Raw genomic sequence first — 23,426 nt, 5'->3', positions numbered from 1 at the left:
TCCTAGCGGTCCGTGCAGGCGATGCAGGGGTCGATGCTGTTCACGATGAGCGGGATGTTGGCTACCGGCTCCCCTTTCAACATCACCTTGAGGGCATCCCAGTTCATGTAAGAGGGGACGCGCCACTTCAGGCGCACCGGGAAGTCCGAGCCGTCGGTGCGCAGGTAGTACATGAGCTCGCCGCGCGGCGCTTCCGACTTGGCGATGGCCTCCCCCGCCGGGATCTCGGGGAGCGTGTCGGCGCTGAGCGGCCCGACCGGGAGTTTGGCCAGGCACTGCTCGATGAGCGATACCGACTGGCGAGCCTCGGCGAGCCGCACCATGTTGCGCGCCCGGACGTCCCCCGCCGTTTGCAGCGCCACCTCGAAGTCGAGCCGGTCGTAGGCGCCGTAGGGGCTCTTCTTGCGCACGTCATAGTCGATGCCGCAGGCGCGTGCCACCGGCCCCACCACGGCGCACTCGACCGCGGCCTCGCGCGGCAGCACCCCCACCCAGGCCATGCGGCCCATGAGCACCGGGTTGTTGCCAAACTGCAGGTAGAGCTCGTCCAGCGGCTTTTTCATCTGTTCCATAGCCTGGGCCAGGTAGCTGGCGGCCTCGGGGGTGAGGTCGTAGCGCACGCCGCCGATGACGTTGGCGGCCAGGTCCATCCGGTTGCCGTAGATGGCCTCCTTAGCGCGCTGCATGATTTCGCGGATCTCCATCACCCGGCGAAAGAGCGTTGTTTCGCCGATGGCGTTGGCCTGAACCGCGCAGCAGAAGAGATGCGAGGCGATGCGCTTGATCTCGTCCGCCACGGCGCGCAGGTACTCGGCCCGCTCCGGGATGGCGATACCGGCCACGTCTTCGACCGCCGCGCAGAAGGTGCTGGGATGGCTGTTGGAGCAGAGCGAACAGAGGCGCTCCAGCAGGGTGATGTTCTGGTACAGGTTGCGGCGCATGACCAGGTGCTCCATGCCGCGATGCACCTGCCCCGGCATGACGTCCAGGTCGGCGACCCGGTCCCCTTCCAACTGCACCCGGAAGTACATGGGCTCCTCGAGCGCCAACTGGTGCGGCCCCATCTCGATGATTTTCGTTGTCATGCGTCCTCCCGGTCGTCCGCCAGCACCTTGTCCCAGAGGGCCTTGCTGGTGGCCGCGTTGGTGAAAGTGGAATACGGCACCAGGCGCTCGAAGGGGGCGTGGGGGAGCGAGTGATCGAGGAACAGGCGCCTCGGGTCGGGATGCCCCACCACCTGCACGTCGTACAGTTCCATCAGCTCCCGCTCCTGCCAATCGCAGTTGCGGAAGATGGGGGTAAGCGAGGGGACCCGCGCCCACTCCAGCGGGAGGATTACCGTCAGGGTCAGCGTGGCGCCGTCCAGGTCGAAGTGGTAGGCGATCTCGCGCGCCCCATTCTCCTTTGCCCGTTCCGGCAGGTAGGCGGTTACCATGGCCAGGCGGCCGTCGAGTTCCGCCACGGCGCGTGCCGCCGGGAGCAAGGCCTCGCCGGAAGGAAGCCGGCACCAGCCTGTTAAAACTCCCTTGCGGTCACGGCGCCACGTCACCTCGGTCAGCTCGCCCGCCGCGCTGGCCATGGCGGCGGCAACGTTGGTCGTCAAATCGCTCATCGTCTGGGCACTCCTATGCTCATCCGCTGCCGGCAGGCCGGGCAGAGGTTCTTTAGTTTTTCAATCTCGGGGTTGGGACGGCGGAAGACGGCGTGCAGGAGTTGCGGGGCGGCCGGGATAATGGGTTCGCCGCAGCCGGCGCAGGGTTGGTAGGGAACCTCGCCCCGCTCGACCTGGCGGAAGGCATCGGCAGCGGGGTGGTCGAGGCGCCAGTCGCCGGTGACGGAGAGGGCACCGGTGGGGCAGTAGTGGCTGCACAGGCCGCAGAAGACGCAGCTGTTGTGCCAGAGGGTGAGGCGGACGCCTCCCTCCCCCTCCTCGAAACGGATCGCACCGGCGGCGCAGACATGGCGGCACATACGGCAGTCCACGCAGGCACTAGCGTCGAAGCTAAGCCTGCCCCGGGCGGGAAAGTTATCGGCGGCAGGTTGCTTTCGATCACCCGGCTCCCGAATCGGCTCCCCCGCGCGGCGGGCACGCCGGACCTCCAGCGCTTGCCGAATCCCCGCCAGCAGGGCTAGGGGGCGCGGCGGGCAGCCCGGGATGTTCACGTCGACCGGCAGGTGGCGTTCAAGCGGGCCGTCCACTGCGTAACTGTCGCGAAACACGCCACCGGACACCGGGCAAACGCCGACCGCGACGGTGATTCTATCCCGCGGCGTTGCTGCGTAGAGCCGCAGCACCTCGTCCCTGGCGCGGACGGTTAGCGGGCCGGTGATGAGGACGATGTCAGCCTCGTGTGCCGATTCCGTGTAGCGGCAGCCCAGTTGCTCCACGTCAAACTCGGTCACCGCAGAAGTAACCGCCAGTTCGACGTCGCAGCCGTTACAGGACCCGGTGTTGATGCGGAACAGCCGTACCGGCTCGGCTGCCGTTTCTTGTTCCTGGATAGCCATCGCATTCTCCCCATTGCAGACACGTTGCAGCATGTGTGGCAATGTAGGGGAAAATGAGCGTGCGGTCTGTCGGCAAGCCGACAATTGGAGATTTTTTTGTTTAGTTGCTGCGGGATTGGTGGACCGGCTGATGAGGTTGGAATAGGACGATGCCTATGCTATTACGTCCCCCCCTTTGCGAAGGGGGGCAGGGGGGATTTGCCTTTAAGCGTGGTGTGGCGCGATCAAGAAATTTCCTTCATCTCCTGAAACGCTTCCAGATCCTTGATGAGCAGGGTCTTGCGGTCGATCTTCTGCAGCAGGTCGGACTTGATGAAGTCGTTGATGATCTGCGAAATGGTTTGGCGCGTTGTGCCGATCAAGAGCGCGATATCCTCGGTCCCAAGCCCCAGTTGCACCACGGTCCCTTCGGCGGTCACCCGTCCCCGGTCGGCCGCGGCGCCGAGCAGGAAGTCGACCAGGCGCAGCCGCACGTCCTTGAAGGCGAGCCCCTCTATAGTCTGGATCGAGTTCTGCAGCAATTCCCCGAGCACCTTGACCATGGTCAGCGAAAGCTCCGGGCGGCGGGCCAGCGCCTGGCCGAAGGTCGCGGTGCTGCAGACCAGGATCTCGGTCCCCTCCAGCGCCTGCACGAAGGCGGGGGTATGGGTGCTGAAAACGTCCCCCTTCTCCAGGAGCGCCAAGGTGAATTCCTTGTCTTCGTAGGCGAGGTAGATGCGCAGCCTGCCGCTTCTCACCACGAATACCAGGTTTTTCTCCTCGAAGGGCGAGTAGACGAGGGTCTTGCGGGCATAGTGGCGCGGCGTGAAGTTGGTTTGAAAATCGGGGTCGGCGTGGAAGAGAGAAAGGAGGTCTGCGTCAGAAAGCTTCATCTTGTTCGGCATCGATAGCTCCTCCAGGAGAGTTACCGGTGCATTATGAAGCAGGCAAGTCGCAAAAGGCAAGGCGGGCGTCGCCGGTGACGCGTATACACCGACGACGCCCTTCATTCTTCCCGCAGTCCGCTCATCTTTCGGATACGGTGAGCTTGTCGAAGAAGACGTAGGAATCGGCCTTGGACCAGAGGCCCATGCGGCCGTCGACCGGTTCGGCCCAGGGCTGGTCCACATACTTGACCCCGTCCAGATATCCCAGGATCCTTTTCCCCTCCACCACCAGCTTGAGATCGTGCCACTGGCCGGACGGAACCGGCACCTTATCGGCCCACTGCACCGTGGCGCGCCGCCCCTGCTCCATCCGGAACAGGACCAGGTTGTCCTCCAGGGCATTGGCGCGCAGCAACAGGTAGTCGCCGTTCGGCTTGATAGCAAAGGCGATCCCCGCAGCCTGGTCTTCCCTGCCGCTCACCCCCTTGAACGCCACCTCGATGCTGCCGCCCCGGAAGTTTTTGATCTCGTTGCAGACCGACAGCGGGAAGTAACGATAGCGCTCCAGCCCTGTAAGGAATTGAGCAGAGCCCGCTCCATAAAGCGCCGTAGCCTTCGCTGCCGCCCCTGGAGCCATCACGCCCTGCTCCCAGTTGCGGCCGTCGGCGGCGTAGACCGGGCGGGAGCCGTCGCGATCCACGTGCCAGGTACCCACCAGCGCGCTGAAACTGCGCGCCTCTGCTCCCGGCGCCTCCCTTGCAAAACTGATCTGCCGCGGTCCCTTGGCCAGGACCGGTAGCGCCGCGGCGACTATTGCTGCCATAACCAGTAACATCACCATCTTCCTGCCGCTTCTTATAACCTGGATCATGGGTCACGTCCCCCGCTGGTACTCATGCAGTACGGTCCGCTCGGCGCCGGGAGACACGCATCGGCTCCCGGCGCCCATTTCTCAACTCTTCTTGATCTTCAAGGCCAGGGTGGCCCCGTTCATGTCGGTCTGGTCATCGGTGAAAGAACGGCTGTTGTAACGGTTCAGGTCGTAGATAAGGCGCGCCTTGACGGTGTAGCTGCCGCTGGGCAGCGCCGGGGTCCAGCTAAGGATGCGCTCCTCCCCGGCCCTGATGATTTCCTCATGCGGTCCCTGTGCGTCCGCCTGGCTCGCCGCAACCGCGTCGGGACGCTTCTTGTCCTCCTCCAGGAACTTCTTGTCATCCGGGCGTGGACCGTAGAACGGTGCGAACATCCACTCTTTGTTCGCCACTGGCTTGCCCATCTGGTCGGATATCACGACGTCTAGGTAGATCGCCCGGCGGTTGGAACCGGTGGGAACCGAGTGGCCGGCGCCGATGTTGATCAGGTGGAAGGCCAAATCGGCTTTACCCTCGTTGGGCTGGCTAATCGCCATGCTGAGCGCGCTGGCCAGGCGCTGCTGCGAGCGTCCGCCGGTCCACAGGTGTCGCGCCACGGGGCGCTCGGGATTATTGTAATCCTCGGCCACCTTGCGCATGGTGCGCGGCATGTGGCAGTCCTGGCACTGCCGTCTGCCCAGCCCGGGCCTCAAGAAGTCGTCGCGCCACTCCAGGAAGGTCTGCGTCTGTTTGCCGACCACCCGTTTGCCCATGCTGTGGCAGTAGGCGCACATTGCCGAAGTCTGGATGTTGAGATCGACCACTGTTGTGTGCGGGGCGCTGACGGCATGGGCGGAACGGATCTTCCCTTCTGGCGTGAGGTGGCAGCTCGCACAGGTAATGCCGACCGCCTCCTTATCCTTGCCGCGCGCCTTGGGTTTGGTCATCTCCACCACGTTGATGTCGGGAATGGCGAAGGGCTCGGGATAGTGACAGGCGTTGCAGGAGCGCCCCTCCTCCTCGGCCTCCCGGGCGTGCACCGGGTACTTTTCAGCCCCGGCGAAGGCGTGGGCGGTAGCGGTTGCCGAAACGCCCGCGGGCATCGGAATCACCTCCCCTTCCTTCTGCGGGATCGTCGTCGGCTGGTAGCGCAGATCGCTGCCGAAACCGAAGGCGAACTCGCGGTAAATGGCTTTGTGGCACGCCCCGCAGGTCTCGGAAGGGGTGGCGGTCCCCTGTGGGAAGTCCATTCCCGCCGCTGCTGCCGGCGCTGTTCCCATCAAAGCGATGGCAATGGCCCAGGTGCATCCTGCGACTATGGCATTTTTCATGTTTCCTCCTGTAGCGGCCTGGCGGCCTTTGGTACCCCGGGGTGGTTAGAGTGCAGATCTGTCCTAACAAAGAAGCCGGAATGGCTGTCACAGTCATCCCAGCCCCGTGATCGTGATCCCCTATGGCTGGCTTGGCAACAGCAGAAGTAAAACACCGGAAACGAGATATGCAACAGCTCATGTGATGACAGAACGGCCGAGGGGTTCAGCTCTGAAAAACTGTCACGCCGACTCCCGTTCACCACCTGCTAGCAGACCACCGCTGTGGTCGAAACGATGTCTGTCTATGACCGACTTGTGGCAATCGTCATTTTTGTTAATATCGATTAATTGTTTTTTTGATCAGGAGTGGACTATGGCAGCGGGACGCGACATATTGATCGTCGATGACAACGAGGTGGTAAGCGGGGTCCTGGTCGACCTGTTCCGCAAGGAAGGGTACGACAGCGCAGGCGTCGCCAGCGGCGAGGAGTGCCTGGAAGAACTCAGGCAGACCTGCTGGAAGCTGGTGATGCTGGACGTGCGCCTCCCCGGCATCAGCGGCATAGACGTCCTGCGCGCCATCGGAGCCGACCACGCCAAGACCGACGTGATCATCATGACCAGCCACGTGTCGCTGGAAACCGCGGTCCAGGCCCTGCGACTGGGCGCCCAGGACTACCTCTTCAAGCCGTTCGATGACCTCGAGATGGTGGTGGCCACGGTGAACCGGGCCATGGAACGGCGCCGCCTGATGGAAACGCATGACCACCTGGTGCGCACCTTGGTCGACCTGGCGGTCGAAAACACCCGGATCCTTGCCGAACTCCGCAACGCCAACAGCGATCTGGAGGAAAAAGTCACTCAACGAACGACGGAGATCAGCAAGGCCAACCTGCAGCAAAAGGCGATCATCGCCGAGCTGAAGCAGGCCAAGGATGCTGCCGAGGCGGCCAATCGCGCCAAGTCACAGTTTCTCGCCAACATGAGCCACGAGATCCGCACGCCGATGAACGGGGTGCTCGGGATGGCGGAATTGCTGCTGCACACCGACCTGAACCAGAAACAGCGTGGCTATGTCGAGATGCTGCACCAGTCCGGCGAGTCGCTTTTGGGCATCATCAATGACATCCTCAACATCTCCAAGATCGAGGCGGGAAAGCTGGAGATCGACAAGATTCCCTTCGACTTGCACGAGACGGTGCGGGGAGCCATCGACTTGTACCGCGAGGTGGGGCGGCGCAAGGGGGTGGCGCTCGAGCTGCAGTTCGGGCCGGATCTCCCCCGGCGCGCGGTGGGCGACCCGAACCGCCTGCGCCAGGTGCTGATCAACATCGTCAACAATGCCCTGAAGTTCACGGAGCAGGGTTCGGTCAAGGTTTCGGCCTGCCTGGTCGAGAGAAGTAGCGACGGCCACTACGTCGGTTTCGAGGTGCGGGACACCGGCATCGGCATCCCGGCGGAGGCGGTCGGTAGCATTTTCGAGCTGTTCACCCAGGTGGACGGCTCCGCGACCCGCAAGTACGGCGGGACCGGTCTCGGGCTGGCCATCGCCAAGCAGTTAGTTGAGCTCATGGGGGGCGAAATCGGGGTTGAAAGCGAGCAGGGTCGGGGTTCCACCTTCACCTTTATCGTCTACCTGAACACCGTACTCGATGCGGAGCCGGACGTGGAGGATGACCCGATAGAGCTGGAGAACGAATTCGAAGAGCCCACTTTGCAGGCCCAGTGCCACGCCCGCGTGCTTCTGGCCGAGGACAACCCGGTCAATTGCGAGGTCGCTCACGCTATGATGACCGCCCTGGGGTGCCAGGTAGACGTAGCGCAGAACGGGACGCAGGCGGTATCTGCCGTCGCCAGCAAGGCCTACGACCTGGTCTTCATGGACTGCCAGATGCCGGAGCTGGACGGCTACGAGGCGACCCGCGCCATTAGGGAGCGGGAAGGCGAGGCCGGCAGACACACCCCCATCATTGCCCTCACCGCCCATGCCATGCCCGGCTCACGCGAATCCTGCCTGAGCGCGGGGATGGATGATTTTATCAGTAAGCCCTTTAACCTCGGGCAGCTCCAGGAGCTGATCCAGAGGTGGACCTCGACGTAACCTTAAAGGACAGCAGCTGCGCCATCAACGGGTAGAGTTACCAAAATGGCCGCTGAGGGTAACCCCAGCGGCCATTCTTTTTGTCGTCCATGGAAGCTGTCCGGGCTTCCATTACCTCTACTACGGACAGTTTCGTCTCAAGGTTTCGCCTGGTCGGCAAACCGCCCTTCATATTTGGCCGTCCCGAGGCAGCGCTCGAAGACGAACTGGCAGATGCGTGTCCCCGGATAGAGCGCCAGGGTCTTGTGCCCCAGGTTGACGATTTCGAGCACCTGCTGGTTGGAGATCCCCGGCTGCATGAACCCGGCGGTGACATGGACCGCCAAGCCGAAGCGGGCGAAACGGCTACGCCCTTCCAGCCAGCCGGCCATGGTGTCGGCGAGCGAGATCCGCTCCCTGGTGATGCCCAGGATCATTTCGCAGGGGGCGATGGTGATGAAGTCGCCGTCCGGGATCGTGACCGCTTCCGTGACATCGGCGAAGTCGGACTCGTTGTGCACGTGGCAGACCCCGGTCTCCTTTTTAAAGATCCTGAATTCGTTTCCCAGGGTCAGGTCCACCGATCCCGGGCCTATCTGTGACTCTTCCAGCGGCTCGATGGATATTTCACCGCGAGCAATCGCGTCCTTTATTTCCCGCCCTATCAAAACAGACATAAGCCACCTCGCCACTGCTCAGTATCGGGGATGTTGTAGCGTTTGAATAGTGTACCCGTTAACTTGGCGGAAGCATTCAACCAGCAGATAAAACTTCCCCAAACAACAAAGCGCCGGCCACGATCATCGCAGCCGGCGCTTTCTTTCTGTCATTTGTTGAACCGATTACTCAGCCTTCAAATTCCAAGGGTCGTGAAGGATCAACCCCTCGATGTGCTGAAAGTCTTTGATGTTGCGAGTAGCGAGAGAACAGCTGTGGCCCAGAGCCGTTGCCGCTATGAGTGCATCTTCTGTGGATGTGGCTAAGCCGGCACTACGTCTGCCACCTACGACCTGCGCGTAACGTTCCGCACCTGTTTCATCAAAGGAGAGGCATCTGCCAGCAAACTCGTTGTTAAACATCTCGGCAGCCGCAGCGGCCAACGCATCACGCTTTTTACCTGCAGGCAGCAGCGCGATGCCGAGCAGGATCTCCGCCCGTGTGACGGCGCTGATATAAAAGACAGCGCCCACTTTTTTAGCGAACCACTCCATCACACACTGATTTGGCTGGGGGCGCATCAGTTCGGAAAGAACATTGGTATCCAGAACGATATGGTCCATCTACTCGAAATCCGGGGCAGAACGCACAGTCTGTCGATCGGGGATCGGGAGACCGTCTAACTCGAGGGATGCGAACCGGCGGTGGATCGCCAGCGCCAAGTTCTCCTCTACCGGCTGCGGGTTCAGGGTCTCTGCCAAGATGCTGCGTGCTTCTGCCTCCATAGATCTACCATGACGTGCAGCACGCACGCGAAGCTGATTCTTCAGGCTGTTATCTAGGTTTCGTATCGTGATAGAAGCCATCTCCGCCTCCCCTGTGCAATCAATGATTGCATTATAAGCAATGATTGCAATATTGGCAACAGTGTCATCGCCCAAAGACATCAGCAGAAGAGATGCCGATTAGGCCAAGCTGCAGCGTAACGGCGTCTGCTCAGGGGTAGAAAATCTTGCCCTCGCCCGCATTGAACAGCTCATCCACGAAAAAGGGGAGACAGCCTAAGCTGTCTCCCCTTTTAGTTTCACCTGCGGCACAAATTATTCGACGGTGACGCTCTTGGCCAGGTTCCTCGGCTGATCGACGTCGGTCCCTTTGAGGACGGCGACGTGGTAGGCCAAGAGCTGCATCGGGATGGAGATGATGATCGGCATCACTTCTTCGCCGTCTTCCGGTACCTCCAGCGCGACCTCGACCTTGTCGGCCACCTCGGCGTCACCCTTGGAGCAGACCGCGATGACGCGGCCGCCGCGGGCGATGACCTCTTCCATGTTGGAGAACACCTTGTCGTAGGTCGCCCCCTTGGGCACCAGCACCACGACCGGCATGTGCTCGTCGATGAGGGCGATGGGGCCGTGCTTCATCTCGCCGGCGGCGTACCCTTCGGCGTGGATGTAGGAGATCTCCTTCAGCTTCAGCGCGCCCTCCAGTGCGATCGGGTAGTTCATGCCGCGGCCGAGGTAGAGGAAATCGCGGGCAGTGAGGTAGTTGCGCGCCACCTTCTCCACCTGCTCGTTCAGCTTCAGGGCCTCTTCCATGAGGGCCGGGACGCGCACGAGGGCGGAGATGAGCTTTCTTCCCAACTCCTGGTCCATCTTGCCGCGGGAGCGTCCCAGGCGGATGGTGAACAGGTAGAGCGCGATCAGCTGGGTCACGAAGGCTTTGGTTGAGGCGACGCCGATCTCGGGGCCGGCGTGGGTATAGATGACGCCGTCGGCCTCGCGGGCGATGGAGGAGTCGACCACGTTGCAGATGGCGACGCACTTGCCGCCGCGGCGCCTGGACTCGCGCATGGCGGCCAGGGTGTCGGCGGTCTCGCCGGACTGGGAGATCAGCATCACCAGGGTCTTGTCGTCGACGACGGGGTTGCGGTAACGGAACTCGGAGGCGATGTCCACTTCCACCGGGACGCGGCAGTACTCCTCGACCAGGAACTTGCCCACCAGCGCCGCGTGCCAGGAGGTGCCGCAGGCGATGATGCAGATGCGGTTGATCCCCTGCAGATCGGCATCGGAAAGGGCCAGGTCCTCGAGGTAGACGTCCCCCTGCTCCTCGCGTAGCCGTCCGGCGATGGTGTCGCGCACGGCGCGGGGCTGCTCGAAGATCTCCTTGAGCATGAAGTGCTTGTAGCCCCCCTTCTCGGCCATGTGGGCGGACCAGTCGATGTGGCGCGGGGCCTTCTCGAGCGGGGTACCGGCGACGGTGCTGAAGCTCGCGGAGCCCCCCTTGAATACCACCATCTCGCCGTCCTCCATGAAGACCATGGAACGGGTGTGGGAGAGGATGGCCGGGATGTCGGAGGCGACGTAGAATTCACCCTCGCCCAGGCCCACCACCATGGGGGAACCGAGCTTGGCGGCGATCATCAGGTCCGGGTCGTTCTCGCTCACGATGCAGACCGCGTAGGCCCCCTTCAAAAGCGCCAGGGCCTCGCGCACGGCCTGCTCGAAGCAGCCGCACCCCTGCAGGCGCTGGTCGATCAGGTGCGAGATCACCTCGGTGTCGGTCTCGCTCTTGAAGATATGCCCCTGCGCCCTCAGCTCCTCGCGCAGCTGCAGGTAGTTCTCGATGATGCCGTTGTGCACCACCACGATGGGACCAGCCTGGTGCGGGTGCGCGTTAATCTCGGAAGGGCGCCCGTGGGTCGCCCAGCGGGTGTGGCCGATGCCGACGGTGCCGCTCACCGGGCTCGTCGCCAGGAGCTTCTCCAGGTTGGAGAGCTTCCCTTCGCTGCGCCTGATGCTCGCCTTGCCACCGCTGATGGTGCAGATCCCGGCGGAATCGTAGCCCCGGTATTCGAGCCTTCTCAGCCCTTCAATGATGATGGAGGTGGCTTCCTGCCGCCCGGTGAACCCAACGATACCGCACATATATGACTCCGTTTCGTCGATTTGTTAATTAATAACTCGGCTATCCGGCCAAGACGGTACAGAATACCATCTTGGCCGGATGCGCGACAGTTATTTTTTCCTGAGGGTCCAGCCTTCCTTGTTCACCTGCGGCGAGCGGGCGATGGCCAGGGAATCGGCGGGGACGTCCTTGGTGACGGTGGTGCCGGCCGCGATCAGGGAGTTCTTGCCGACGGTGACCGGGGCCACCAGTTGCACGTCGCTCCCCACGAAGACGCCGTCTTCGATCACGGTCTTGTGCTTGTTGACGCCGTCGTAGTTGCAGGTGATGGTGCCGCAGCCGATGTTGACGTCGCGGCCGATGGTGGCGTCGCCCAGGTAGGTGAGATGGGAGGCTTTGGACCCCACCCCCATGAAGGCCTTCTTGGTCTCGACGAAGTTGCCGATTTTCACCTGCGCCGAGAGCTCGGTGCCGGGACGCAGGTGCGCCATCGGGCCGATGGCGGCCTCCGGGCCGACCTTGGCGTCCTCCATGACGCTTCCCGCCTTGATGACGACGTCGGCGGCGATCTGGCAATCCTTGATCAGCGCGTTCTGGCCGATCTGGCAACGCTCGCCGATCACGGTGTTCCCCTTGATGACGGCACCCGGGTAGACCACGCTGTCGCGCCCGATCTTGACGCCGCGGTCGATGTAGACCACGGAGGGGTCGATCATGGTGACGCCGGAAAGCATCAATTCATAGTTGATGCGCCGGCGCAGCACCGCCGCCGCCTCGGCCATCTGGGCGCGGTCGTTGACGCCGGAAATTTCGATGGCGTCAGTCACGGGGTAGCTGCGGCAAGCAAGGCCGCGGGCGTTGGCCTGGCGCACCACGTCGGTCAGGTAGTACTCCTTCTGGGCGTTATCGTTGTCGAGCTTCTCGACCGCCTCGGCGAGGAAGGCGCGGTCGACGCAGTAGACGCCGGCGTTGACCTCGCGGATCAGGCACTCGGCTTCGCTGGCATCCTTCTGCTCGGTGATGGCGACCACCTTGCCGTCCGTGTCCTTGACGATCCGGCCGTAGCCGAAGGGGTTGTCGAAATTCGCCGTCATCACCGTCACGCACGCCCCGCTCTTCTCATGGGCGTCGAGCATGCCGCGCAGGCTGTCGGCGGTGAGCAGCGGCGTGTCGCCGCAGAGGATCAGCACGGTCTGCGCAGCCGCGTCGATCTCGGGCATGGCGCAGCGCACCGCGTGCCCGGTCCCCAGTTGCTCGGCCTGCAGCGCGAAGGCCACCTCGGCACGATCCTTAAAATAATCCCGCACCTTCTCCTGCTGGTGCCCCACCACCAGGACGCACCGCTCGACCCCCGCAGCGAACGCGGCGGCGACGGGCCACTGTATCATCGGCGGGCCAGCCACCGGGTGCATCACCTTGACCAGGTCCGACTTCATCCTGGTCCCCATGCCGGCCGCCAGCACTATTGCAGATATCTTCTTCATTGGTAGTCTCCCTTGCCACTGAGCAAATTGCTCTTTTTTAACAATATTGCCTGGTCAGGTCAAGCTGTTTCACTTGCCGCTTCCCCCCCTGCCCATGTGCTTTTTATCGTTTACTAAACCGAGACTTATCGCTATAGTCCTCCGGTGGAGGTTTCATGGGCGTCGCCGAGGACATAGCCAAGCTGGAGCTTGACGTGCGCGAACTTGTCATCAAGTACGAGCAATACTTCTTCGGAATTGAGAAGCGCGAACCGTTGCGCCAGCTCGAAGCGGTGGAGCGCGCCGTGCGACGCTACCAGAACGTGAGCATCCCGAACACCAGCCAACGCTTCAAGTACGACTCCCTGGTCGCCACACTGAGCGTGCACAAGCAGAAGTGGACCCGCACCAACCGCCTGATCGAGGAGGGGAAGTTCCAAAGGGATCGCTTTCGCATGTCGCTGCACCAAGCTGAGAAGGGCGAAAAGCAGAGCAAGACCAACGCTCCGCCTCCCCCCCAAGAATCCCAGATCGACAACGTCTTTCAGCAGTACGTCAACGCGCGCCTCGCCTGCAACCTTCCCGTGGAAAACATAACCAAGGAGAAGGTGGCCGAAGCGATCAACCGGCAAAAGCCCGCCCTGATGCAGAAGTACGGTTGCCGCGACGTCGATTTCGTCGTGGTGATCGAGGGGGGCAAGCCCTCCCTGAAGGCACGCCCCAAGACTACATGAATATATCCCTCATCGCTATCCATCCCCACCCTTCCCCGCAAGCGGTGCCGTTGGCCTGCGCCTTCCTGCAGGAGGCGCTCCTGGCCGACCAGACGCTGCGAGGCTCGTTGCAGACCACTATCGCCGAGTTCTTCCTGGAGAACGATGCCGCGCAGTGTGCCCGGGAAATCGCCCGCAGCGCACCAGACCTGGTCGCCTTCTCCATCTACGTCTGGAGCCGCGACCATGCCGTGGCCATGGCCAGGGAACTGCGCGCGCTGCTTCCCGGCGCCGTCCTGTGCGCCGGCGGCGCCGAGCCGACCGCGAACCCGGCCGGCCTTTTGGACGAGGGGGTCTTCGATTTCCTGGTGCGGGGCGAGGGTGAAGCAACGTTGGTGCAGGCGGTCCGTGTCATTTCCGCAGGCGGCCAACCGTCGGGCCTGCCCGGCATCGTGGCGCCCGGCGAAACCGCCGGGACGCTGCCGCCCCCGATGGAGCTCGATGCGGTGCCATCCCCTTATTTGTCCGGGCGGCTCGACCCGACCATCCCCGGAGGCGCCCTCTGGCAGCTTTCCCGCGGCTGCGATTTTGCCTGCTCCTTCTGCTTCGACCACAAGGGGAGCGGCGGGGTGCGGCGCTTCTCCATGGAGCGCATCGAGGCAGAATTGCGCCTGTTCGCCCGGCTCAAGGTCCCCCAGGTCTTCGTGCTCGACTCGACCTTCAACAAGGACTCCAAAAGGGCCAAGGAGATCCTGCGCCTGATCCGGAAGGTAGCCCCCGGGATCCATTTCCATTTCGAGGTGCGCAGCGAGTTCATCGACGCCGAGATGGCGGAACTCTTCGCCTCTATCACCTGTTCGCTGCAGATCGGCCTGCAAAGCGCCGACGCCTCCGTGCTGCGCGGGGTGGGGCGCGGCTTCGACCGCGACGATTTCGTGCAGCGCGCCTTTCTTTTGAACCAGAGCGGCGCCATCTTCGGCTTCGACCTGATCTACGGGCTACCCGGCGACACGCCCCAATTGTTCCAAGCCTCCCTCGACTTCGCCCTCTCGCTCTACCCGAACCATCTGGACATCTTCCCCCTGGCGGTGCTTCCGGGGACGAGACTGTACGGGAAAGCGCAGGCCTCGGGGCTGCAGCACCTTGACGCGCCCCCCTACACCGTCCAGGCCACAACCGGGTACACGCCGGAACAGTTGGCCCAGGCCGGCAAGCTCGCCGCAGCCTGCGACGTCTTTTACAGCCGTGGCAAGGCAGTCGCCTGGTTCAACTCGGTGGTGGCCGCTGTGAAGTCCACCCCCAGCGACTTCCTGGCCGCCTTCGCCGCTTTCCTGGGAGAGCGCGCCGAGGCGGATATCACCGAGGAGGAGATCTGGGGTCTGCAGAGAAACTTCCTGGAGCTGATTTTCAAGGAAAGGAAGAAGACCAAGCTGCTGCCGTTGGCGCTCGATCTCGCCGACTACCACCACCACTACGCCGCCGCGCTCATGGCCACGCCGCCGACGCCCCCGGGGCCCAAACAGCTGCGCAAGCTCGACCCGCTCAAGCAGCCACTGGTCCTCGCCGCAAGCACCACGCTGGCGCGCTTCAACTACGAGGTGCTGGAGATCCTGGACGCGGGCGAACCGGATCTGACCGAGTTTACCGCGTGCTTCCGCCCCTCGGGTTCCTGCGCCGTCATCTACCCCGCCCACGGCGAGGTCTGCACCGAATCGGTCTCCCCTGCCTATTTCGAACTCTTGCAGGCGCTGGACGGTAAGCAGGGCGCCGCAGCACTCTGCCGCCGCATCGGTCTTTCCGAGGAAGAGGCCCATGAGTTCCTGGAGTTCGCCCTCGCGGAGGGGATCGTACAACGAGTCGCACCCTCCTAGGCTTAATGGGATCTTTTTACTCCGCTTGCCCCTCTCTCGCCACACCCCCCTCCCCGACTCCGTATACGCAATATTAATAGTCAAGCCACACTCATTTTCGCGCCATCTCATTCTTTTAATTTAATAAACCATCTAACACGACACATGCTTAGTGAGTTTCAACTAGCACGTGAAGTCATGCAGTTATCCTTGAACAATTAACAGTGAAACATGTTACCTGCGGCAAAGTGGTTACTGGCAGTTATTGCAGCAAAACGCCGTTAACAAAGTTGTATCCTGCTTATTAATTGACGCTTTTTCAGTTGATTTATGAAGCCGCGCGTATTAAAGTAGGCGCCGTTGCGAGCGCCCCACTAGATTAAAGCGTTCTAAAACGATCCTAAATACAGGAGATTACAATGGTTCAAGTCTTCACACGCCTCATCCCGCTGCTACTGCTCCTAGCACTAGCCCGGCCCGGTTTTGCTGCACAGGGGCTGGCCATCGATCCGGCAACCTGCCTGGGCTGCCACGGCAACAAGATTTCCGCCGACCTGATGGCCAACTCGGTTCACGGCAAAAACGGTTGCACCAGCTGCCACATCGAGATCGTCGAACTCGCCAAGCACATGAGGGGCGAGATCAAGGTGGGCAAAGTCCAGTGCGTTCGCTGCCACAAAAAGGAAGCGGCCGAGCACGCCAAGAGTATCCACAGCGAGAAGGGCATCGGGTGCGCACAGTGCCACACCGACATGCACAGCCACACCTACTGGAACAAGGACAAGCGTAGGGTCCTCGTCAAGTGCACCCAGTGTCACAAGGACGAGCGCGGCTTCACCCAGTCGGTACACGGCAAGGGCGTCCTCGCCGGGAACCAGGATTCGGCGGCTTGCAACGACTGCCACAACCTGCACGAGATCAAGGCCCTGGGTGATCCGAACTCCCATTCCAACCGTGAGTTCCACACCAAGGTTTGCCTCCGCTGCCACGCCGACCAGAAACTGGTCGAGCGCAACCACATCTCCGAAGTGGCCGTCAAGAGCTACATGGAGAGCTACCACGGCAAGAACTACCGCCTCGGTTACCCGGAGAAGGTCGCAGGCTGCGCTGACTGCCACACCGCCCACGCGATCCTCCCCTCCAAGGACCCCAAGTCCTCGGTCAACCCGGCGAACCTGGTGCAAACCTGCTCCAAGTGCCACGCTAAAGGGAGCATGCTGTTCACCAAGTTCTACGCTCATGGTGAGCACAACGACCGCGAGAAGTACCCCATCCTTTTCTACACCTTCATCGCGATGACCGGCCTGCTGATCGGCACCTTCACCGTGTTCTGGATCCACACCCTGCTCTGGATGATCCGCGGCTTCGTGGAAAACCGTGAGAAGGCGGCAGCTCTCGAAGAGGGCGTCATCCTGCACCACGTACCCGACGGGCACAAGCAGTACCGCCGCTTCAAAAGGGTCCACGTGTTCATGCATCTGCTGGTCATCATCAGCTTCCTCGGCCTCTCCCTCACCGGTCTGCCGCTGAAGTTCAGCGACCAGATCTGGGCCAAGTTCCTCATGGATCTCTACGGCGGGGCACCGAACGCCGGCTTCATCCACAGGATCTGCGCCGGCATCACCTTCGTGTACTTCGCAATGGCGCTGTTCATGAGCATCCACTTCCTCTTCCTCAGGAAGGACATCAAGGGCAACCCGCTGCAGAGGCTCTTCGGACCTGACTCCCTCTGCCCGAACCTGCGCGACATCAGCGACGTGATCGGCATGGTGCGCTGGTTCTTCTTCAAAGGGCCCAAGCCTGCCTTCGAGAGATGGACCTACTGGGAGAAATTCGACTTCATCGCGGTCTTCTGGGGTATGTTCGCCATCGGCGGCTCCGGCCTGATGCTCTGGTTCCCCGAGTTCTTCGGCATGCTGCTTCCGGGTTGGGCCTTCAACGTGGCCACCATCATCCACTCGGACGAGGCGCTCCTGGCGACCGGCTTCATCTTCTCGGTCCACTTCTTCAACACCCACGGACGTCCGGAGAAGTTCCCGATGGACTTCGTCATCTTCAACGGCCAGATGTCCAAGCACGAGTTCGTGGAAGAGCGTGGCGATCAGTGGGCACGTTACGAGAAAGAAGGCATCACCGAGAAGTTCGCTGCCAAGAAGTCTTCCGGCATCTTCTACGACTTCTGCCTGAAAGCCTTCGGCTTCACTGCGCTGTTCATCGGCATCACTCTGCTGATGCTGATGATCTACGCCTTCATGCATCCGCACCACTAAGCGGCTGCTGAAACAGCAACCAAAAAGGGCCTCCCATTCGGGAGGCCCTTTTTTTATTGTCTTCTGCGCAGGTAATAAAAAACCCCTCGCCCTCTGGGAGAGGGGAAGGGGTGAGGGTGGAAGGGGTGGACCTAAAGCATGTCCACCGGGTCGACGTCGATGGTGAGTCTGACCGTGGAGGGGTGGCTGAAGCCGCCGCGGAAGTGGAACAGGAGCCGGTGCAGGTCGGCGCGCTCCACCCCCTTCAGGAGGATCTGCCAGCGGAAGCGCCCGCGCACCTTCCCCAAGGGGGCCGTGACCGGCCCGAGCACCTCCACCCGGAGTCGCGCCTCGCGCTTGATGCGGCGCAAAAGGGCCGCGGCCTCGTCGGCGACACTCTCACCCTGCCCCGCGGCGACCGCCGAGAAGGTGAGTGCCGCCAGGTGCGCGAAGGGGGGATACCCCACCTCCTCGCGAAAGGCGATCTCCTCCCGGTAGAAGCCGAGATAGTCGTGCGCTACGGCATGGGTCAGCGCGTAGTGCTCCGGGGCCAGGGTCTGCACCAGCACCCGCCCCGGCTTGTCGCCGCGCCCGGCCCGCCCCATCACCTGGGTCACCAGCTGGAAGGTGCGCTCGGCGCTGCGGAAGTCAGGGAGGTTCAAGGAGGCATCGGCGGAAAGCACGCCGACCAGGGTGACGCCGGGGAAGTCATGCCCCTTGGCGATCATCTGGGTGCCGATCAGGATATCCACCGAACCTTCCTCCAACTCCTTCAGTACCCGGGCGTGCCCCCCCTTGCCCCGGGTGGAGTCGCGGTCCATGCGGGAAACCCTGGCGTCGGGCAAGAGCGTTTGCACCTGGTCCTCGACCCGCTCGGTGCCGCGCCCCAGGAGGGTGATGGCGCCGCTTTGGCAGTCGGGGCAGGTGCTCGGGGGGAGCATGGTGAAGTCGCAGTAGTGGCAAACGTGCTTCCCCTTGATGCGGTGGTAGGTGAGGGTCACCGCGCAGTTCGGGCAGCGCAACACGTGGCCGCAGGTCTCGCAGACGAGGTAGGTGGCGAAGCCGCGCCGGTTCAGGAAGAGCAGGGTCTGCCCCCCCGCGTCCAGGTTCTCCCCCATCGCTTCGATGAGTTCGGGAAGGAAGATCTCCCCCTTGTGCTTGCGCGCATCCAGCATCCTCGTTTCCGGCATGGGGAGGTCGCGCACCCGGTCCGGGAGGCTCAGGTAGCCGAGCCGGCCGGTCTGTGCGGCGTGGAAGCTGGTCACCAGCGGGGTAGCCGACCCGAGCAGCACCACCGCCTTGCCCTGCTTGCCGCGCACGAGCGCCAGGTCGCGCGCGTTGTAGCGCACCCCCTCGGACTGCTTGTAACTCCCCTCGTGCTCCTCGTCGACCACGATCACCCCGACCCGCTGCAGCGGCGCGAAGAGAGCCGAGCGGGCCCCGATTACGATTACCGCCTCGCCGCGCCGTATGCGGCGCCACTCGTCGAAGCGCTCCCCGTCGGAAAGCCCGGAGTGCAGCACCGCGATGCCGCAGTCGAAGCGGCGCTTGAAGCGCCCGACCAGCTGCGGCGTCAGGGCGATCTCAGGCACCAGCACCAGCGCGCTCTTGCCGGTGGCGAGCGCCACGGCGATCGATTGCAGGTAGACCTCGGTTTTGCCGCTGCCGGTGACGCCGTGCAGCAGAAAGGGGGAGAACTCGCCGGTCTCGAGGGCGGCCGAGACCTTGGCCAGGGCATCGGCCTGGGAGGGATTCAGGGGTAGCGGGGCGTCGTGGCCGTATTCTTGGGCCTTGAAGGGATCACGGTAGACCTCGCGCTGGGACAGACGCGCCGCCCCCAGTTCGACCAGACGGCCCAGTTGCGCGGTGCAGGGGCCGAAGCGCTCCCTGAGCTGCGGACCGGAGCACTCACCCACCTCCAGGAGGTATTCGAGGATCTCCAGCCCCTTCCCCCGCGGGCGTAGCGTGCTGTCGGGGACCGCAGTGTAGAGCCGCTCGGTGCGCACGCTCTTGCCGCCGGCCAGGTACTCCTTGAGCACCGGGGTGCCGTCCTCGGACTGCTCGCAGCGGTAGCGGCTCACCAGGTTGATCCCTGCGGGAAGGGCCATCTTGATGACCTCGCCCAACGGGTGCAGGTAGTACCCCGCGATCCAGCGGTAGAAGTCGAGTTCCGCCGCGGTAAAGAGCGGCTCCTCGTCAAGGATGTCGAGCACTTCCTTGAGTTCACCGGCACCGGGCGCGTCGGCGTCCCCCAACAGGTAGCCGGTCACCTTGCGCCGCCCGAAAGGAACCAGGACGCGCTTGCCCGCCTGGGCCGAGGACGAAAGGCGCTCGGGCACCAGGTAGTGGAAGCTTCCCTCCAGAGGGAGGGGGATGGCGACCTCTACGATGTGCGGGCTGTCTGTCTGCATGGAGTAGAGTGGTTGTGGCTCCTCCCCCCGGAGGGGGGAGGGCAAGAGGGGGGAAAGGTGGGGCAACGAGCTACTTCTTCAGGACCTCTTCGGCAACGGCGCGCCCCAGTGCCTCGCACTCGGCGAGGATCTCGGGCTTGGGCATGAAGGGGGCGCGGATCAGCGGCGCCGGGAGCTTGAAGTTCATGCTCTTCAGCCGCTCCTCCGCCATGCGGCAGGCCTCGCCGGACCAGCCGTAGCTGCCGAAGACGCCGCCGATGTTCCCCTTGAGGCTCACGGTGGAGAGATAGGCGAGCACGTCCCACATCGGTTTCGGGATGTCGCGGTTGATGGTCGGCGTGCCGAAGATGAGGCCGTCACACTCCTCCATGAGGTCACGGATGTCGGCGACGGAGGCATGGTTGATGTGGCACAGGGTGACGTGGACGCCGGCATCGCCGGCCCCCTTGGCCACCGCCTCGGCCATCTGCTCAGTGTTGCCGTGCGGCGAGATGTAGAAGATGGCGACGCGGCGCCCAGCGGCCTTAGGCTGGGACCACTTCTGGTACAGCTCGATCGCCTTCCTGGCGTCGCTACGGTACACCGGGCCGTGGCTCGGGCAGAGCATCTTCAGCTCGACGCCGTCGAGCTTCGCCACCGCCTGCAGGATGCGCTCCTTGAAGGGACGCATGATGCAGTCAAAGTAGAAGCGGGTCTCTCCGGAGAAGTCGGGACACTCGTCGGCGAAGAGCCCTTCCGGGGCATAGTGCGAGCCAAAGGCGTCGCAGGAGAAGAGCACCTGGTCCTCTTCCAAGAGGGTGAACATGGTGTCCGGCCAGTGCAGAAAGGGTGCGGCGATGAAGCTCAGGGTGCGCCCGCCCAGGTCGATTCGGTCGTTGTCCTTGACGATGCGCGACTCGAAGGGGACGTGGATCTGGTTGCCGAGGAAGGTGCGCGCCGCCTGGCTGGAGACCACCGTCGCCTTGGGGCAGTGCTTCAGGAGCTGCGCCAGCGAGCCGGAATGATCCGGCTCGGAATGGTTCACCACGATGTAGTCGACGTTGGCCGGATCGGTGATGGAGCGGATCTTTTCCAGGAATTCGTCGAAGCGCTTGGCCTTGACCGTGTCGATGATGGCGATGTGGGACTCACCCTGCACCAGGTACGAGTTGTAGGTGGTACCGAACTGCGTGGGAAAGAGATCGTCGAAGACGGCGAGGCTCGGGTCCTTGACCCCGATCCAATGGAGACCCTTTCCAAGTTCAACTGCTGCGGACATCTGCTACCCCCTTCGAATCTCTCTTGGCTGCCGGAAACCGGCGCCGCTCAGTCGCAAGCGGCCCCCGCGGCGGAACACCGGGGGGCCGTATACACAGGTGCAAACGATACCAAAACCAACGACTTAAAGCAAGGAAAAGGCTAGTTCCCCGCGCCGCCCCTGCCGCGACGGTACTCGACTACCGGCTGGGCGTCGCGCCTGCCGGTCGCCTGTCCCGGACGTGCGCTCTGGCCGGGACGCCCTCCCTGGGACGGGCGCCCTTTGGGGGCAAAGCCCTTCTTGCGCGGGTCGAAGCCGGGGCGGCCGTTGCGGGCGCCGGGGCCGGAGTTGTTCCTTCTCAGGGGGCGGGTCGGCTCGAGCCCCTCGATGACGTGCTGGGGAAGCGGCTTGCCGGTCAGGCGCTCGATGCGATCCAGATAAGCGACCTCACTCATGGAGCAGAACGAGATGGCGATGCCGGTTGCGCCGGCGCGGCCGGTCCGGCCGATCCTGTGCACGTAGTCCTCGGCGAACTTGGGCAGGTCGAAGTTGATTACGTGGCTGATGCCGGAAACGTCCAGGCCGCGGGCGGCGACGTCGGTGGCGACCAGCAGCCGCACCTTGCCGCGGCGCATGTTGGTGATGGTCTTGTTACGCGCACCCTGGGACATGTCCCCGTGCAGCGCGGCGGCGGCGTGCCCCTGCGAGTAGAGCTCGAAGGCAAGCTGGTCGGCGTCCTTTTTGGTGGCGGAGAAGATGATGGCCTTGGTGACGCTGGCGTCGGCCACCAGGTGCTGCAGAATGCGGTTCTTGTGGCGCATGTCGTCGGTCACGTGCAGGCGCTGCTCGATCTGCAGGCTGGTCACCTGCTGGACGTCCACCGCGACGCGAACCGGGTCCTTCAAGAGACGCTGGGCGAGTTTCGCCATGGCGTCATCCATGGTGGCGGTGAAAAGCAGGGTCTGGCGCTCGTCCGGGGCAGCGGCCGCGATGCGGTCCACGTCCTCGGAGAAGCCCATGTCGAGCATGCGGTCCGCCTCGTCCAGCACCAGCATCTCCAGGCGGGAGAAGTTGATGGAACGGCGGTCCAGGTGGTCGATCAGGCGCCCCGGGGTGGCCACGATGATGTCGACCGGGCTGGAGAGGAGCATCATCTGGTCACGATAGGGCATGCCGCCCAGGATGGCGCCGCAGCGCACCCGCATGAACTTGCCGTAGGTCCTCACCGCGTCCACCACCTGGATGGCCAGCTCGCGAGTCGGCGTCAGCACCAGGATGCGCGGCCCCTTGCCGCGTACCGGGGACGGGACCAGGAGGCGCTCCAGAGCGGGAAGCACGAAGGACGCGGTCTTGCCGGTGCCGGTCTGGGCGCTGCCGATCAGGTCGCGGCCGGAGAGGGCCAGCGGGATCGACTCGGCCTGGATCGGGGTCGGCTCGGTGTAGCCGCAGGCGCTGATTGCTTTGATGAGGGGGGCGGAGAGGTTCAGGGTTTCAAAAGACATGTGTTTCCTTTTCTCCCTCGGGCAAAATGAGGCCACGCTCGCGTCCCGGACATCCCCATGGGACGGACGCGGCTTTTCGCCTGAGGGTGCTGAAATGTGGGGCGTGCCAAACCCGCCGCGACAACGATTGTCGCAGGCTTAGCTGAAAACGATACTCGGCAACACGCCATATGACCGGCAAACCATACATCGTCGCCAACCAATTAGCTGCTGCCGCATTTCTCGTGGGGATTAACCTGAATGCGAGGGGTTGGATCGATGGGAGGGGCGTTGGCCCCGGTGGAACTGATGTCAGTCAGGCAGACAGCTTTACTACATGCGCCCGATAAAGGCAAGGTTTTCTTTCAATGTATACGACTTAGAAGAGAAAACCCCGCTTTGGGGGCGGGGTTCTCTGCGTGCCGGTGACGTAGCAACAGTCGTGGAGGGGCACGTCGCTGGCTGGTCCGAGACTACTTCTTCTTGGCAGCGATGGCATCCTTCAGGGCTTTGCCCGGACGGAACTTGGGTACCTTGGCTTCGGCGATCTTGATCTCCTTGCCGGTCTGCGGGTTCCTGCCGGTACGCGCCTGACGGCTGGCCACTTCAAAGCTGCCGAAACCTACCAGGGTTACCCTGTCGCCCTTCTTCAGCGCGCCACTCACGGTGGAGATGAATGCACCGACGGCCTTCTCGGCTGCGGCCTTGGGGATGTTTGCGGACTTCGCCACTGCTTCGACCAGTTCTGCTTTAGTCATGTGTGACCCTCCTTGGCTGGATTAAATTAACGCCACTATAATCATATATTCGTAATTTGCAAGGGTTTTCTTGAACCCG

Annotated in this window: 19 protein-coding genes; 4 read left to right on the top strand and 15 right to left on the bottom strand. The window is 63.0% G+C overall.

Annotated features, from left to right (window positions below):
* Window positions 1–2 precede the first annotated feature (2 nt).
* The 6 genes from JFN90_RS02450 to JFN90_RS02425 form a co-directional block, all read right to left on the bottom strand.
* The gene (locus JFN90_RS02450; RefSeq protein ID WP_199393505.1) at window positions 3–1,085 is read right to left on the bottom strand and encodes a hydrogenase large subunit; all 1,083 of its coding nucleotides are present in this window, start codon (window positions 1,083–1,085) and stop codon (window positions 3–5) included.
* Complete coding sequence (locus JFN90_RS02445) at window positions 1,082–1,612, bottom strand: NADH-quinone oxidoreductase subunit C (protein ID WP_199393504.1); 531 nt, start codon at window positions 1,610–1,612, stop codon at window positions 1,082–1,084. Before JFN90_RS02445 ends, JFN90_RS02450 begins: the two co-directional genes overlap by 4 nt.
* Window positions 1,609–2,508, bottom strand: coding sequence for an NADH-quinone oxidoreductase subunit B family protein (locus JFN90_RS22675; RefSeq protein WP_199393503.1), 900 nt, complete (start codon window positions 2,506–2,508; stop codon window positions 1,609–1,611). The genes JFN90_RS02445 and JFN90_RS22675 overlap by 4 nt, the downstream gene beginning before the upstream one ends.
* A gap of 224 nt (window positions 2,509–2,732) precedes the next feature.
* Complete coding sequence (locus JFN90_RS02435) at window positions 2,733–3,392, bottom strand: Crp/Fnr family transcriptional regulator (protein WP_199393502.1); 660 nt, start codon at window positions 3,390–3,392, stop codon at window positions 2,733–2,735.
* 121 nt (window positions 3,393–3,513) lie between these two features.
* Window positions 3,514–4,245, bottom strand: a complete 732-nt coding sequence (locus JFN90_RS02430; RefSeq protein ID WP_236018804.1) for a LamG domain-containing protein — start codon at window positions 4,243–4,245, stop codon at window positions 3,514–3,516.
* A gap of 81 nt (window positions 4,246–4,326) precedes the next feature.
* A complete protein-coding gene (locus JFN90_RS02425) occupies window positions 4,327–5,556 on the bottom strand; it encodes a hypothetical protein (RefSeq protein ID WP_199393501.1) in 1,230 nt (409 codons plus the stop codon).
* Window positions 5,557–5,911: 355 nt separating this feature from the next.
* On the opposite strand from JFN90_RS02425, the gene JFN90_RS02420 reads away from it, so the two are divergent.
* Window positions 5,912–7,639, top strand: a complete 1,728-nt coding sequence (locus tag JFN90_RS02420; protein WP_199393500.1) for a response regulator — start codon at window positions 5,912–5,914, stop codon at window positions 7,637–7,639.
* Between the two features lie 137 nt (window positions 7,640–7,776).
* On the opposite strand, the gene dcd is transcribed toward JFN90_RS02420, so the two are convergent.
* The 5 genes from dcd to glmU all read right to left on the bottom strand — a co-directional run bounded on the left by dcd (window position 7,777) and on the right by glmU (window position 12,669).
* Window positions 7,777–8,295, bottom strand: coding sequence for a dCTP deaminase (dcd, locus tag JFN90_RS02415; protein ID WP_199393499.1), 519 nt, complete (start codon window positions 8,293–8,295; stop codon window positions 7,777–7,779).
* A gap of 165 nt (window positions 8,296–8,460) precedes the next feature.
* Window positions 8,461–8,898 (bottom strand): type II toxin-antitoxin system VapC family toxin, encoded by a 438-nt coding sequence (locus JFN90_RS02410; RefSeq protein ID WP_199393498.1) that lies wholly within the window; start codon window positions 8,896–8,898, stop codon window positions 8,461–8,463.
* The gene (locus tag JFN90_RS22590) at window positions 8,899–9,141 is read right to left on the bottom strand and encodes a FitA-like ribbon-helix-helix domain-containing protein (protein WP_407931911.1); all 243 of its coding nucleotides are present in this window, start codon (window positions 9,139–9,141) and stop codon (window positions 8,899–8,901) included.
* 234 nt (window positions 9,142–9,375) lie between these two features.
* Window positions 9,376–11,205: a glutamine--fructose-6-phosphate transaminase (isomerizing) gene (glmS, locus tag JFN90_RS02405; RefSeq protein ID WP_199393497.1), complete on the bottom strand. Its 1,830-nt coding sequence runs from the start codon at window positions 11,203–11,205 to the stop codon at window positions 9,376–9,378.
* Window positions 11,206–11,295: 90 nt separating this feature from the next.
* Window positions 11,296–12,669 (bottom strand): bifunctional UDP-N-acetylglucosamine diphosphorylase/glucosamine-1-phosphate N-acetyltransferase GlmU, encoded by a 1,374-nt coding sequence (gene glmU, locus JFN90_RS02400; RefSeq protein ID WP_199393496.1) that lies wholly within the window; start codon window positions 12,667–12,669, stop codon window positions 11,296–11,298.
* Between the two features lie 155 nt (window positions 12,670–12,824).
* On the opposite strand from glmU, the gene JFN90_RS02395 reads away from it, so the two are divergent.
* From JFN90_RS02395 to JFN90_RS02385, 3 genes are all read left to right on the top strand, one after another.
* Window positions 12,825–13,382, top strand: coding sequence for an MXAN_5187 C-terminal domain-containing protein (locus tag JFN90_RS02395; protein ID WP_199393495.1), 558 nt, complete (start codon window positions 12,825–12,827; stop codon window positions 13,380–13,382).
* On the top strand, window positions 13,379–15,232 hold the full coding sequence (locus JFN90_RS02390) for a B12-binding domain-containing radical SAM protein (RefSeq protein ID WP_199393494.1): 1,854 nt from the start codon (window positions 13,379–13,381) through the stop codon (window positions 15,230–15,232). Before JFN90_RS02395 ends, JFN90_RS02390 begins: the two co-directional genes overlap by 4 nt.
* Window positions 15,233–15,630: 398 nt before the next feature.
* A complete protein-coding gene (locus tag JFN90_RS02385; protein ID WP_199393493.1) occupies window positions 15,631–17,481 on the top strand; it encodes a cytochrome c3 family protein in 1,851 nt (616 codons plus the stop codon).
* Window positions 17,482–17,612: 131 nt separating this feature from the next.
* On the opposite strand, the gene priA is transcribed toward JFN90_RS02385, so the two are convergent.
* From priA to JFN90_RS02365, 4 genes are all read right to left on the bottom strand, one after another.
* Entirely contained in the window at window positions 17,613–19,871 is a 2,259-nt protein-coding gene (gene priA / locus JFN90_RS02380; protein ID WP_199393492.1) for a replication restart helicase PriA, read from the bottom strand.
* A gap of 70 nt (window positions 19,872–19,941) precedes the next feature.
* A complete protein-coding gene (locus JFN90_RS02375; protein WP_199393491.1) occupies window positions 19,942–21,129 on the bottom strand; it encodes an FprA family A-type flavoprotein in 1,188 nt (395 codons plus the stop codon).
* A gap of 140 nt (window positions 21,130–21,269) precedes the next feature.
* Window positions 21,270–22,610 (bottom strand): DEAD/DEAH box helicase, encoded by a 1,341-nt coding sequence (locus JFN90_RS02370; protein WP_199393490.1) that lies wholly within the window; start codon window positions 22,608–22,610, stop codon window positions 21,270–21,272.
* Window positions 22,611–23,062: 452 nt separating this feature from the next.
* The gene (locus JFN90_RS02365; protein WP_015718556.1) at window positions 23,063–23,347 is read right to left on the bottom strand and encodes an HU family DNA-binding protein; all 285 of its coding nucleotides are present in this window, start codon (window positions 23,345–23,347) and stop codon (window positions 23,063–23,065) included.
* Window positions 23,348–23,426: the final 79 nt, after the last annotated feature.

The organism is Geomonas propionica (assembly GCF_016458235.1).
GTDB lineage: Bacteria > Desulfobacterota > Desulfuromonadia > Geobacterales > Geobacteraceae > Geomonas > Geomonas propionica.
Note: the sequence above shows the minus strand (reverse complement) of the source record. Positions and strands in the feature narration are given on the sequence as shown.